Here is a 14,502-nt window from a genome sequence, read left to right on the forward strand (position 1 = left end):
AAGAGCAGAACTAGCGATTACGAATCCGTTCTGCTCTTTCTTTTTCCTGCTCGACCAAAATCTTCTCATGCGCTCGGAAGAATGGTAGATACAAGAAGTACGCATTCACCATCGCAAAAATCACCATCAAAGCATTAACGATACTACCATTTGCCGCCCATGCTGCACCGATTGGCGCAGGTACAGACCAAGGAATCATCAACACCACGCGATCTAAGATGTGTGCAGAGCTCAAGAACCACGCAATGGTCGCATTGATCATTGGAATAAAGACAAAGGGCAGCAAAAATAATGGGTTCATAATGATAGGGAAACCAAACAGTATCGGCTCGTTGATATTAAATATCGACGGAATGACACCTATTTTACCTACTGATTTCAATTGATTAGATCGACTCTTAATCGCCAAATAGATTAGTGGCAACGTCGAACCTACACCGCCAACTAAGATGAAAAAATCCCAGAATGCGGTGAGATATATGTGTGGCAAAACCGCAGAACCTTGCTCCAACACAGATTGGTTCTCTAACAAGTTTGAGGTCCAAAATGGGTTCATTATTCCAGTAACAATTAATGCGCCATGAATCCCGACAAACCACAATAACTGGCAAATCAAAATAGAAATTAGAACAGCAGCTAAACTGTCTGATGCGAGAATTAATGGGCGAAAAGCGGCTTCTATAAGTTGAGGTAGATGGGCGCCAAACTTACCATCAACCCAAGCGTTGAACATCGATAAAGTTGTGACAACCACAAAAATGGGAATCATCAACTTAAAACTCTGTTGTGTTAGGAGAGGTACATCTTCTGGCATTCTGATGTACCACCCTTTTCGAACAAAAAATTTAATTACTTCGACAGAATAGATACTTGCGATAATTGCGGTGAACAATCCTGAACCACCTAAATAACGAATGTATCCTGGTCCCATGTCGTGAAAGCCAACCAACAATAGAAAAGCGATACAACCAGTTAAACCTGAAAGGCGCTCGGGTAACTGATAATTCTTAGCAAGGCTCGCAGCAATACCAAATGCCACTATGATTCCAACCACACCCAGCGTCACCTGATATGTGGGCAAAAGGATTGGTCTTAACGAAGTGGCAAGTGCAAACCACCACACCGAGAAGCGAGATTCGGCATCCGCAAAAGGCGGAAATATCATGGGAACAAAAATACATCCCACAACAATAAACGGCATTGCCAACTGAAAACCATCTCGCAAAGCCATCAAATGTTGGCTACGCGTTAGGAGCTTTGCCACAGGATTCATAATTTGTTCAACCTGTGAAGCAAACACTTTCATGATGACATGGTTCATTTGGTAATTACCGTATAAGAGACTTAACCTTAGGATACCCTACCTTCTTCATAGCTCGGAAACCGATTGTCATTTTTTGACGGTTTGAACACACAATTTGGCAACTGAGTACAACAAAAGCCTAACCACATAAATTTAAACCCATTATTTTCTCAGTTAACGCTTATTAACCTCCGCTTTATTGATAACTCTACTTTGGAAACGACCTAGGATAATTCGTTATCTTAATCACGAAAAAATGTCCCTATTAATCAAATACAGTGATCACTTTCACGCCTCAAAGGAAATATAATGGAAACCGGTTTCCATTATATTTCCAAAAGCGCATAGTAACGCGGTAACAAGAACGTAAGGAGTAAACGAAAATGAAAAAAATAATGCTTTGTTGCTCAGCAGGAATGTCGACTTCACTGCTAGTCAAAAAGATGCTGGCTTCTGCTCAGGAACGCGGAATAGAAGCAGAAATAAAAGCGTTTGGTACTAACGAATTTGCAGATCAAGTAGCGAACTACCAAGTAGTACTTCTTGGTCCCCAAGTGAAATACATGCAAAACGATCTTCAACAAGTTGCCAATCAATACGGCATCAAAGTTGAGCCCATCAACATGATGGATTACGGCATGCAAAAGGGAGACAAGGTTTTAGATTTCGCACTGGAACTTATTAATTAACTTACGGTTCGGTGCTATCCCCTACACCGTTAATCAACCTACCCATTAATGCTCCGTTGATTAACTTTTCGCACCGAACTCTTTTTATTATTCAATACGAGATACAAATCATGAGCGCTTTATACGACAAAATGGTCAATGTTATCGAGCAAAAAGTAACACCGATTGCAGGTAAAATTGGTCAACAAAAATACGTTACCTCAATTCGCGATGGCTTCATCGCCGCACTGCCATTTATGATTGTTGGTTCATTTATGCTGGTGTTTATCTTTCCTCCATTTTCTCCTGACACCTCTTGGGGATTTGCACGAGCATGGTTAAATTTCTCTTCAACTTACCGTGAAGAGTTGATGCTGCCATTCAATCTCAGTATGGGGGTCATGACCATATTCATTTCCGTTGGTATAGGTTCAAGCCTTGCAAAACATCACAATCTTGATGCTGTAACTACGGGCCTATTGGCACTGATGTCATTCCTTCTTGTGGCAGCGCCTTTGAAGGATGGTACGATTTCTATGCAATACTTCTCAGGTCAGGGTATCTTCACAGCAATCATTACATCGTTGTACTCGACAGAGTTGTATGCCTATCTAAAACGCAACAACATCACTATCAAACTACCACCAGAAGTACCAACAGGTGTTGCAAGATCATTTGAAATTCTAATTCCGGTTTTAGCGATCATTCTAACGCTCCATCCTTTGAACCTATTCATTGAAGCGCAAACTGGCATGATCATCCCTGAAGCAATCATGTCGTTACTGCAGCCATTAGTTTCAGCTTCTGACTCTCTCCCAGCCGTACTTCTAGCGGTTTTTATCTGTAACATTTTGTGGTTTGCAGGTATTCACGGCTCTTTGATTGTCACAGGTATTATGAACCCATTTTGGATGGCGAATTTATCAGTAAACCAAGCTGCGATGGCCGCAGGTGAAGCAATTCCTCATATTTTTGTACAGGGCTTTTGGGATCACTACCTACTTATCGGTGGCGTAGGTTCAACTCTACCGCTGGCTTTCCTCTTGATTCGCAGTAAAGCAATCCATTTGAGAACCATTGGTAAACTGGGTTGTGTGCCAGCGCTGTTTAACATTAACGAACCAGTGCTGTTTGGTGCGCCAATCATTATGAACCCTGTGTTCTTCTTACCATTTGTCTTCATTCCGATGATCAATGCCACCTTGGCATGGTTGGCTCTTGATAGTGGTTTAGTCGCTCGTGTTGTATCGCTTACACCATGGACAACTCCAGGCCCAATCGGTGCTTCTTGGGCTGCAAACTGGGCGTTTAGTCCTGTCATCATGTGCTGTGTATGTATGCTGATTTCTGCTGTTATGTACTACCCATTCCTGAAGGCGTATGAAAAAACTTTGCTTGAGCAAGAAGAACAAAGTAACGCCCAAAGCGAAGCTAAGAAACAACCTGTCACAGCTTAACCAGACTTCATCAATTTCCATTTTCATCTATTGAGGGCAGAGCTTTCTGCCCTCGCAAAGGACTTACAAAATGAACTTTCAATTTCCCGAATATTTTTGCTGGGGTAGCGCAGCGTCAGCCACACAAACCGAAGGTGCCGCTTTTTCCGGTGGTAAAGGCGAGAACATCTGGGATCATTGGTTTAAACAACAACCAAACCGCTTCCACAACGGTGTTTCCGCCACGGATGCCTCAACATTCTACGAAAACTACAAATCTGATATTCAACTGATGAAAGATATCGGTCATAACAGTTTTAGAACCTCCATCTCTTGGTCACGGTTAATTCCCAATGGCACAGGCGAAGTGAATCAAGAAGCCGTTGAGTTTTATAACAAAGTAATAGATGAACTGATTACCCAAGAAATCGAGCCTTTTATCTGTCTCTATCATTTTGATATGCCTTTAGAGATGCAAAATATTGGCGGCTTTGAAAACCGAGAAGTTTTGGATGCCTACGCATCATTCGCTGAAATTTGCTTCAAATTATTCGGTGACAGAGTTAAGCATTGGTTCACATTCAACGAACCCATTGTGCCTGTAGAAGGCGGCTACCTCTATGACTTCCACTACCCTAACGTGGTTGATTTCAAACGCGCCGCAACCGTCGCCTACCACACAATTCTTGCTCATGCGAAAGCAGTTGAGAAATATCGCGCACTCAATAGCGATGGTCAGATAGGTATCATTTTAAACCTTACACCTTCTTACCCACGCTCTGAGCATCCAGCAGATTTAAAAGCATCGAACATCTGTGACTTAATGTTTAACCGCAGCTTTTTAGATCCAGCAGTGAAAGGCGAATACCCGCAGGAACTGATTGAGTTACTTAAGCAACATGATCAGATGCCTGTGATAGAAGATGGTGACTGCGAACTGATTGCCAAAGGTAAAGTTGATGTACTGGGTGTCAACTACTATCAGCCACGACGCGTAAAAGCTCGTGAGAATGCAGTGCACCCTGACGCCCCGTTCATGCCAGAGTTTTTCTTCGATTACTATGAAATGCCGGGACGCAAAATGAACCCTCACCGAGGTTGGGAAATTTACGAAAAGGGAATCTACGACATCTTAACTAACCTGCGTGAAAACTATGGCAATTTGCCTTGTTACATCTCTGAAAACGGCATGGGCGTTGAAGGCGAAGAGAAATTCTTGGTTGAGGGACAAATTCAGGACGATTACCGAATCGATTTTATTCGTGGTCATCTTGAGTGGCTTCATAAAGGTATTGAGGAAGGATCGAACTGCTTTGGCTACCACTTATGGACGTTCATCGATAACTGGTCTTGGGCTAACGCGTACAAAAACCGCTATGGCTTCTATCAACTCGACCTCAAGACCCAAAAACGTTCAGTAAAGAAAAGCGGCGAATGGTTTGCTGAAGTCTCTAAAAACAATGGCTTCTAAACACTTAGTGTTGAAACACTAATCACTACAACACGGTTCAATACAAAACCAAGCGACACATAGATTTCGCTAACAACGTCATAGCAGACTTATTGAAGAATAATTAAAGGCAACACCATGGAAAATATAGATTTAGAAGAACAAGTTATGGGTATCATCATTAACGCAGGACAATCCCGCAGCCTTTGCTACGAAGCGTTAAGACATGCGAAAAATGGTGAATTTGTTGAAGCTGAAGGCTTGCTCAAAGAAGCGCAACAATTTGCCAATCAAGCTCATCTTGTTCAAACACAGCTGATAGAAGCGGATGAAGGCACAGGAAAAACAAGGATGACGCTGATCTTGGTTCACGCCCAAGATCATTTGATGACATCAATGTTAGCCAAAGAGCTCGTGACTGAACTTATCGACTTACATAAGAAAGTTTCAGCAGCTTAATTTAAAAACCAAACCTGTGCAGCTCGTGCCCATATCGGGCTGCACTTTTACAAAGCCTTTCATTCTCAACGCTTAAAAGCCAAACAAAACTTGAGCTGTATGTACTAGAAAGAGTAAACTATGAAAACTTTTGGAACCGTTTTCCTATTTATGAAAATTTGAGCAAATTTAAGGTTATTAATTGATGGCAACGATTACCGATGTATCTTTACTTGCAAACGTGTCGAAAGCGACTGTTTCACGCGTAATGAGTGGTAGCCGAGGTGTAAAAGCTGAAAGCCGCGAAGCCGTTCTGCGTGCCGCAGAAGAACTCAATTATCGCCCGAATGCCGCTGCTCAATCTCTAGCGAATCAACGTTCTGATTATATCGGTGTTATTCTTTCTTCAAGCGATGCAGGACAAGTTTCCACCTACTTGCCTTTACTGTCTAAATCCCTGAAGCAAAAAGGTAAACACATGCTGGTTCAATTTGCTGAATCAGCGGAAGAGCAATCTCATCTGATTGAAGAACTGATGCAAAGCCACTGTGATGCAATCATCACTCTTGGTGGCAACAGCTCTCACATTAAAAGTGACAAGATCATCTCTATCGATGGTACTTCAGAGTCTCCTTTTTCAATTGGCTACGATTATAAATTCGCAGCCGAAAGTGCCTGCCGTTTCCTTTCAAGTAAAGGTCATACATCTATTGCCTTAGTTCTTGATGATGAACACGCCCCCTCGCAGCATGTACTGGAAGGTTATAAAACCTGTTTGCAGAACTTAGCGATGCCAGTGAACCGCCAACTGATTGTGACGGCAAATAACAACACTGAACAATCAATAATGGCGCTGCTCAATAGCTACAGTCCGTTTACAGCGATTGTGGTGATGCGTGACAGCCAAGCTGCGGTAGCAATGAATTTGCTGCGTGATTTTAACTTAGCAACACCGAATGAAGTTTCTATTATCTCTCTAGAAGACTCTCAACTCGCCAGCCAGTTGAATCCGCAACTGACGTGTATAAGCTATCCTTCGGAGCAATTAGTTAACTTAGCGATGGATCAATTAGATGCTTGTTTAAGTGGTAGAGGAACAGACAAAAAGCCATTGGTAACAGGTAAATTGGTGACTCGCGACTCTGTAGCCAACCGAAACTGATTGGTTTAACCCAAGTATCAAAACTAACTAATCCCTATCTCTTCTTGTTCCTGATAGTGTCTGGGTAGTTTAATTGTAAACGTTGTACCTTTGCTCAGTTCCGATTCAACAGAAATCATTCCCTGCATTGAGCTTGTCACCCATTGGTGAACAAAGTGCATACCTAAGCCTGTATTCCCTTCTGCTCTATTGGTTGTCACAAAAGGGTCAAACAGATTTGGTAAGATTTCCGGATCAATCCCCATACCATTATCAGATACTTGGATAAGTACATCCTTTGAGTTTTCACACAAACCTGCGCTTATTTTGAGCTTACCGCCTATCTCCTTTTTGAAAGCATGCTGCATCGCGTTGACCATAAGATTTTGTACAACATGCGACACTACGCCCGGTGTACCTAACATATCTATAGGTTCCACATGCACATCAAACTCTATCTGGCTCTCTTTAAAACGGGGAGAGAGTGTGGCAATCAGGTCTTTGATTACAACATCTAATCGATAAGAAACAACATCTTCTCTAACCCTATCTATCGCCAAACGTTTGAAGCTACGAATCAATTCCGCTGCCTTTTTCTGACTTTTTTCTACCAACTCTAAGCCTGTTTTGGTCGATACTAAATACTGCTCAAGTGCACTTTTACTCAAACCTTCTAACATTGCTGTGGCTAAACGCTTATGTTCAGATTTGAGCCGAGAAGCAGCCAATATTGCAGTACCAATGGGTGTATTTAGCTCATGTGCAACACCTGCTACCATCATCCCCAACGCCGATAGCTTACGTGATTCCACGAGATCATTTTGCAGAAGTTGTTGCTGTTGCAATAGATTTCGATTGTTCTCATAAGCCTCTTCAATTTTCTGCTTATCCCTTTCTTGCTCTCTGTAAACACCAATAAGCTGCATTTTTAAATCCCATTCGCGCCGAAGGATAAAAATACCAAACAACACGATTGTCACGCATACAGAGAGAGATGGAATCAGCGCGTCAATTCTTAACTGAGTCATTACAGATGCAGATGTGCTTGCCAAAAAACACAATGAAGGAGTACTAGTAATGTCCACAGAAAAAAAACTGCCAACCAAGTTATTACACTCATAACTAATAAATCCTGAAGCGTGTGAATACTGGCTTAAAGAGGTTTGCTTGTTGATTAGCGACCAAATTTCTGGATTTTGCACGGCTATATTGTGAGTGTCATTTTTCAAATCCCGCCCCCACTCTAGGTTTTGGTCGCCGTTCTTTAACCAGAAACCATCTTTATCAATGATTTGTAGAGTTACTCTATCCGAGTCAAAGGTGCGAATCACTTCAAGGAGCTCGCCAATGTCGTAGTTAAGAACCAATAACCCAGCACGCAATCCGTTTTCGGGTCCGGTCTTAATTGACGCGCGAATGGTTGGTTTAAACGGCACTTCAATCGCTCCGTTTTCAACATTAAGGTCGATATTCGAAAGATATATTTTCCCGACATCAGCCTCTAAACCCTCCTTAACGTAGTAGCGGCTCATTTTGTTTTGCAGTGCGTCTTCTGCGACTGGAATTACCTGCCCATCTTTGATATCTACCCGAACTTTTTCAAAGCCTTCTTCGTCAAGCCAACGAACTTGCATCAAGGAATCCACGCTCTCTGCATACGAGATGAATATGCGTTGAATTAAATCGGTATTGATTTCTCTTTCAACAGCTAGTGCATAGTTGAATGCAGGGGACCGATAAAGAATTTTTATGGTATGCCGAATATCACCGATATTTTGCCCCCACAAAACTTCGGCTTGGGCAATCTTTCTTTGTTGCTCTATTGAGACTGTATCCAAACGATGATTGATATCGTTTCGATATAACAATCCCCCCAGCATTCCACAAATAACCAGACCAAATAAGAACAACAGCAATATGTTTCGTCGAAATGACCGTTCTAACTTTCGTACTTTCATTCGTTACAATCAGATCTATTCTGCTTTAACCAATCCAATAATTCGTCGGTCACCATAGGTTTAGCGTATAAATAACCTTGACCGATGGTACATCCTTTTTCTAGCAACGCATTACGTTGTGCATCCGTCTCAACGCCCTCTGCGACGACAGAAAAATCAAATAAGTTCGCCAAACTCATAACCAGTTCAACCACTTGTTGACTAGCCATATCTTCATGAAGACGTCGAACAAAAGAGATATCAATTTTTATGGTATCAACGGCAAGCTGCGAGATATGTGAAAGCGAGGAATAGCCTGTTCCAAAGTCATCGATACTGATTTTTATCCCTGCGTTATGTAAGTGGTCTAAGATCGGTTTGATTTCTAAATAAGATTCCATAGCTTGGCTTTCGGTGATTTCCACTTCAATCAAATCCGGGTTTAAACCTTCACCTCTTACCAAATCCAATAGCAGACCAATATAGTCTGGATCAGTTAGATCTTTAACCGTTGCGTTAATTGAAGTTGGCAGGCTAAAACCTGCATCATCGAGTACATGAAGTGCTTGGAACGTCAATTTTGCAGCGATGGCATCAAGCTTATTAATCAAGCCACTGCGTTCGGCTATTGGAATAAAGATATTTGGTGGAATCATGGTTTCTTGCTTTTTCCAACGCAACAACGCTTCCAAGCCCACTGCTCGTCCCGTTCTAAGGTCACATTTAGGTTGCAGAACGACATAAAACTCATCGCTATCTATTGCTGCTTTCAAATCCCCTAGGATTTGATAGTCACGCATAAGGTTATCTCGATAGGAAGGCTCATACGCCACTATCTGCATTTTATGGTCACGAGCGCAACACAGTAAGCTGCGTGCCATATGTAATATTTGTTGTGCTGAATAAGTTGCTAACAAGCTTAATTCAACTCTTGCAAAAGTAAGGGTACAGCGAACTTGAAATCCGCCCACTGAGTATGAAGAGTTCGATAAGTTCATCAGTTCATCATCGGACAGTGAAAACGACTTGTTATATAGCATTGCAAAGCGATCTGACCCAACACGAGTGATGACAGATGAACTGTGAAAAGTATCAGCGAGCCGCTGGCAAACCAATCCGACTAGTTCCATCAAGGACTGTTGATTGAATGAAATAGCATGAGTGTCATAGTCATCCAATTCAACCACCAGCATTTCTAGTTGGCTGATCTCGTCCTGATTCATTACATCAAGCTCACGAAGCAACCAATTTCGGTTTTTCACTTCTAGATCAATATCTTGATAAGCCAACTTCGAGAGCTGATTCACTAACGCTATCTGCATAAAACCCGAACTGATGTTCTCACTGAAAACCTGCAACAGGCGAATATGATATTCGCTTAGGCATTGCTTACTTTCAGCTAATACTAAGTAGTAGTAACTGCCGTGGCTGTCACCTGAAAAGTACAATACAGATAGGTTGTTTTTAAATTTGTGATTCTGATGAGCTACAGCCTCTTGGCTCAGTTCTTCAAACTCTGATCTCAGCTCTTCCGTTAAGGTATTTCCGGGCTCAACACCGTGAATTCCTGAAGAGGCAATAATCGGTGCATGTTCGAATGAGGTATCCTTATCGACACGCAAAACACAGAGAATGGGTTCTCCATAGCCACCAAAAAGCCCGACAATTTCCTTAATCACCACCTGGATAAAGGTGTTGGTGTCATATTTGCTGGCAATATTACGAGAAGCATCAACCACCAATTGCAACCCCAATCTGGCTTTATCCAATTCATACATAGATTGCCAAGAGCGAAAGTTGGCAGCAGCAATCGATTTTAATGTTTCGTGGTCAACTTCTGATTTGTTCCAATATTCATTGATGTCATATTGGAGCAACACATCTTTACGTGGCGCAAAACCCGGTTGACCAGTCAATAAAATGATACGAACCAGTGCATTTCCTTGAACGTTACGGATAGTTTCAACAAGGCGAAGACCTGCATCATCTTGCTCCATCACCACATCAAGCAAAATTAATGCAATGTCGTGGTGCTGCGATAGAACATATGCAGCTTCCGTTGCTGAGTTGGCTGAAAGTACTTCTACAGAGCGCCCGTTTACCTCTAGGTCGTTCAAACTATAGATAAGCGACTGCTGATAACCTTGGTCATCATCAACTGTAAGTACTTTCCAACTTGGTTGGATTTCATACTCCAGAGTACTAATTGATTCAGTACTACTTGGATCGTCTGCAAAGACGAAGCGGCCATCTGACATTTCTCTAAACCTTCGTTTTATGAACCAATGTACGGTTTTTAGTTTTATACCTTTAAACGTCTAGTTCGGATTACTGAAGGGTGCAAGTCACTACGACTAAATATGTATCTACTGTCATATGCAAAATGTAACACTTTTTTAACACAAAACATCCTACTTTGGGTTAGGAAGAAATATAAAAACATCTGATATTTAAAAAGAAAATTAAAAAAGGAGTCAGCTTCGTAATAAGGTGACTCCTGTAAGGAAAATTGTTGGCTACGTAATATTTAGCTATAGAGAAAAGTAATTAAGAAACTCACAGTACGCCTGTGTTTCGAGGGCTAAATCGCCTCTATAAAAGTGAATCACACTGCCCGGTCTTGCCTGTGCGAGTTTCATTAAACTCATTTTTGAGACGCAGCCAATTTTTGGGTATCCACCGAGTGTTTGGCGATCATTAAGCAGAATAATGGGTTGCCCATTAGACGGAAACTGAATCGAGCCATAAGCAATTCCTTCCGAAATTACGCCGCTCATTCCCATCGGCACCGCATTACCTTGTAATCGGATACCCATACGATCGGATTTATCACTAATCTCATACGGTTTCGCGTAAAAGGTCTGTTTTGCCAAATGACTAAATAGATGTGATTGGTAAGATTCAATCACAGCCAAACTGACTTCATTAGCATATTTGGGAATAAATGGCCTTGGAACCCAGTTAAACTTTTCTGCTTTTTGCGTACTCAGATTAGAAACAGGTAAAATATCGCCTTTTTGAATCGCTCTACCAGAGGCCTGTTCAAGGCCACCAAGCTGATTACGAACGACTGTCGCACTGCTGCCAAACAGTTTTGGTACATCAAAACCTCCAGCAACCGCTAAATAACAACGAAAGCCCGTTTTGGCGTAACCCAATTTGAGCGTCTGACCTTTACGCAAAAGAAAGCTGCGCCATGTCGAAAGAGTTTCACCATCTATCTGTGCATTGGTCTGCGCACCTGTCAGCGACAATAACGTGTCTTCTAATGCCTGAAAGCAAGCATTTCCCATTGTGATTTCGAGTACAGAAGCATTTACTGGATTATCAAGCAGCTTATTAGCCCAGCAATGCGCATGAAGATCCGCCGGTCCTCCGACACTTAGTCCATGGCGAGCCACTCCAAATCGACCAAGATCTTGAATAAGAGTTAGCATTCCCGATGAGATGACCTGCAAACCACTCATAGCACACCTCCCAATGCCAAAAACTGCTCTCTTGAAATAGGTTCAAAGCGAACCTTATCCCCCACTTCAAATGGCATCATTGGGTCATGTTCGATGTTGAACAGATCCACTGGACAATTACCGATAATCTGCCAACCACCCGGTGTTTGTTGCGGGTAAATCGCAGTCTGTTCATCAGCAATGGCCACACTGCCTTTTGCGACTTTAAGACGAGGCTCTGAACGACGAGGGGTAGCGATTTTAGGATCTACAGAGCCTAGAAAAGCAAAACCCGGCGCGAAACCAATCGCACAGACGGTGTACTCGTTCTGGCTATGGATATCGATGACCTGCTGAACGCTTAGCTGCTTTTCTCGCGCAATGCGTTCCAAATCTGGCGCAACTTCAGGATGATAGTAAACGGGAAAAGTCACTGTTTTCGACTCGCTGATCATTGCCTTACTATGAGCCATTTTATCCGCCTGATATTGGCACCAATCCATGAGTTCTTCGACATCGACTTTTAAAGGGTGATATTCGATGAGCAGCGTTGTATATGAAGGGATCACTTCAAATATTTTGCCTTGATACTTTTCTTGTACCGCATGGCTAAACAGAGCAATTCGCTCTATCAACTGCAAATCAATCGAATGACCAAAATAGATAATTAAACTTGTCTCGGATACCCGACAAACCTCTACCTTCATCGGTCAATCACTTTGCGCAGCAGTTGAACAGTATTAATAGATTCTGGATTATCACCATGCACGCAGATGGTGTCGGCTTTCAGGCTAAGTTCTTTACCATCAATAGTGGTAACAGTACCTTTTGTGACAAGTTGTTCCACTTGATTGATGATGAGCTGGGGATCATGATGTACAGAACCCGGTAAACTGCGTGATGACAGCGTGCCTTCATTGGTATAAGCGCGGTCAGCAAACGCTTCAAACAGCAGTTCTACTCCTGCTTCATCTGCGATTGCTTGATATTCTTCGTTATCTACTTTGGCCAAAATCATCAGCGGTAATCCAAATTTGGCTTGGGAAATACATTCAACAATCGCTTTATATACCGCAACATTGCTCATCATGTCGTTGTACAACGCTCCGTGAGGCTTGATGTACTCAACCTTTGCTCCGTAGAGCAGACACATCCCCATCATTGCGCCGACTTGGTAAGCCACTAAGTTTTTCAGTTCACTGTGAGTGTGAGGAATTGAACGACGACCAAATCCCTTTTTATCGTCATATCCAGGGTGAGCGCCGATAGCCACTCCATATCTAACCGCACTTTGAATGGTTTTCGCCATCACGTCTGGGTCAGAAGCATGGAACCCGCAGGCAATATTGGCCATATCAACATAAGGCATTACTTCGTCATCCATGCCAGTTACCCAGCTACCGAAGCTTTCTCCCAGATCACAATTCAATTTCATCGAGCATTCTCCCTAAAACTCTCTTTTTATATTGAAGCGCAAGAATACTTTCAAGAGCATTCTTTACCCATCAAATACAATTTGCATGCAATTTAAATCGTAATTGCTTTTTAAATGTTGTCAATTTGTTTATTTATCGTTATTGTGAAAAACGATTACTCATGGATTTTTGATGTAACACGCAGTTTTAGTGTAGAAAAATCGGATTTTACAACATAGCCAAGGAAATACTTTCGAGGAACAGGCCATGATGAAACCTTTGTTAAAGAAATCACTGATCACGCTCGCGCTGGTTGCAACGACTGGTTCCAGTTACGCAGCTACTCGCTGGGATATGGCAACACCGTATCCTGATGCAACTTACCACACGCAAAACATCGTCCAGTTTGCTGAAGATGTAAAAAAAGCCACCGACGGTGAACTTGAGATTGTTGTTCACTCAGGATCTTCACTCATTAAACACCCAGAAATTGCACGTGCAGTTCGCACTCAGCAAGTCCCAATTGGCGAAGTATTTATCGGGATTTTGGGTAATAGTGACCCGATTTATAAGCTTGATAACATCCCTTTCCTTGCAACCAACTTCGATCAAGCAAAAGCGCTTTATGCTGCTTCTAAATCAGCGATTGAAGAAAAATTGAATAAAGAAGGCATGATGCTACTTTATTCTGTGCCTTGGCCACCGCAAGGGATTTACGGTAAGAAACCAATCAGCTCTGTTGATGATATCAAAGGCGCTAAAATGCGTGCTTATAGCCCTACTCAGTCTCGCTTAGCCGTTTTGTTGGATGCAACACCAACAACAGTTGAAAACGTGGAGATCCCACAAGCATTCTCAACAGGTATCGTTGACATGATGATCACTTCTCCTACTACAGGCGTGAACAGTCAGTCTTGGGATTACCTCAGCAACTACACCGATGTTCAAGCGTGGATTCCAAAGAACATGGTGATCGTCAACCAACGTTCATTCAAGCGCTTACCTAAAGAAGTACAGGCTGATTTGCTTGAAGCTGCGAAATCTGCAGAAGCACGCGGTTGGGAAATGGCTAAGACTGAAACCGTTGAGAAAACTAAAGAACTCGCTCAAAACGGCATAACTGTTGCTCAACCGACTCCTGAACTAATGGAAGCACTTAAAAAAGTGGGAGATACCATGACTCAAGAGTGGATCACGGAAGCTGGAGAGAGTGGTAAAGCGGTACTTGCTGCTTATCAAAAATAATCTGTAGTAAGAACAGGGAGTTC

12 protein-coding genes are annotated in these 14,502 nt (G+C 42.3%); 6 read left to right on the forward strand and 6 right to left on the reverse strand.

Annotated elements, in window-relative coordinates:
- Window positions 1–10 precede the first annotated feature (10 nt).
- Window positions 11–1,321, reverse strand: coding sequence for a PTS sugar transporter subunit IIC (locus ACOSVQ_RS09520; protein ID WP_491982342.1), 1,311 nt, complete (start codon window positions 1,319–1,321; stop codon window positions 11–13).
- Window positions 1,322–1,686: 365 nt separating this feature from the next.
- Here ACOSVQ_RS09520 and ACOSVQ_RS09525 point away from each other — a divergent pair, with 365 nt between their 5' ends.
- The 5 genes from ACOSVQ_RS09525 (at window position 1,687) to ACOSVQ_RS09545 (ending at window position 6,457) form a co-directional block, all read left to right on the forward strand.
- A complete protein-coding gene (locus ACOSVQ_RS09525; protein ID WP_491982343.1) occupies window positions 1,687–1,992 on the forward strand; it encodes a PTS sugar transporter subunit IIB in 306 nt (101 codons plus the stop codon).
- 110 nt (window positions 1,993–2,102) lie between these two features.
- A complete protein-coding gene (locus ACOSVQ_RS09530; RefSeq protein WP_491982345.1) occupies window positions 2,103–3,428 on the forward strand; it encodes a PTS sugar transporter subunit IIC in 1,326 nt (441 codons plus the stop codon).
- A 70-nt stretch (window positions 3,429–3,498) separates the two neighbouring features.
- Window positions 3,499–4,878 carry a glycoside hydrolase family 1 protein gene (locus tag ACOSVQ_RS09535; RefSeq protein WP_491982346.1) on the forward strand — a complete coding sequence of 460 codons (1,380 nt, stop codon included), beginning with the start codon at window positions 3,499–3,501 and terminating at the stop codon, window positions 4,876–4,878.
- A gap of 117 nt (window positions 4,879–4,995) precedes the next feature.
- Entirely contained in the window at window positions 4,996–5,316 is a 321-nt protein-coding gene (chbA, locus tag ACOSVQ_RS09540; protein WP_491982347.1) for a PTS N,N'-diacetylchitobiose transporter subunit IIA, read from the forward strand.
- A gap of 184 nt (window positions 5,317–5,500) precedes the next feature.
- Complete coding sequence (locus tag ACOSVQ_RS09545; protein ID WP_491982348.1) at window positions 5,501–6,457, forward strand: LacI family DNA-binding transcriptional regulator; 957 nt, start codon at window positions 5,501–5,503, stop codon at window positions 6,455–6,457.
- A gap of 23 nt (window positions 6,458–6,480) precedes the next feature.
- Here the strand turns inward: ACOSVQ_RS09545 and ACOSVQ_RS09550 are convergent, their stop codons facing one another.
- The 5 genes from ACOSVQ_RS09550 to ACOSVQ_RS09570 form a co-directional block, all read right to left on the reverse strand.
- Window positions 6,481–8,394, reverse strand: coding sequence for a sensor histidine kinase (locus tag ACOSVQ_RS09550; protein WP_491982350.1), 1,914 nt, complete (start codon window positions 8,392–8,394; stop codon window positions 6,481–6,483).
- Window positions 8,391–10,631: an EAL domain-containing protein gene (locus ACOSVQ_RS09555; protein ID WP_491982351.1), complete on the reverse strand. Its 2,241-nt coding sequence runs from the start codon at window positions 10,629–10,631 to the stop codon at window positions 8,391–8,393. The genes ACOSVQ_RS09550 and ACOSVQ_RS09555 overlap by 4 nt, the downstream gene beginning before the upstream one ends.
- Window positions 10,632–10,904: 273 nt before the next feature.
- A complete protein-coding gene (locus ACOSVQ_RS09560) occupies window positions 10,905–11,840 on the reverse strand; it encodes a 5-oxoprolinase subunit C family protein (RefSeq protein WP_491982352.1) in 936 nt (311 codons plus the stop codon).
- Entirely contained in the window at window positions 11,837–12,526 is a 690-nt protein-coding gene (pxpB, locus tag ACOSVQ_RS09565) for a 5-oxoprolinase subunit PxpB (protein ID WP_491982354.1), read from the reverse strand. The genes ACOSVQ_RS09560 and pxpB overlap by 4 nt, the downstream gene beginning before the upstream one ends.
- Window positions 12,523–13,254 (reverse strand): 5-oxoprolinase subunit PxpA, encoded by a 732-nt coding sequence (locus tag ACOSVQ_RS09570; protein ID WP_491982356.1) that lies wholly within the window; start codon window positions 13,252–13,254, stop codon window positions 12,523–12,525. The genes pxpB and ACOSVQ_RS09570 overlap by 4 nt, the downstream gene beginning before the upstream one ends.
- 247 nt (window positions 13,255–13,501) lie before the next feature.
- Between ACOSVQ_RS09570 and ACOSVQ_RS09575 the strand changes: the two genes are divergently transcribed.
- Entirely contained in the window at window positions 13,502–14,479 is a 978-nt protein-coding gene (locus tag ACOSVQ_RS09575) for a TRAP transporter substrate-binding protein (RefSeq protein WP_491982358.1), read from the forward strand.
- The last annotated feature ends 23 nt before the right edge of the window (window positions 14,480–14,502 follow it).

The sequence above is a fragment of the Vibrio sp. HM8-C genome (assembly GCF_058630515.1).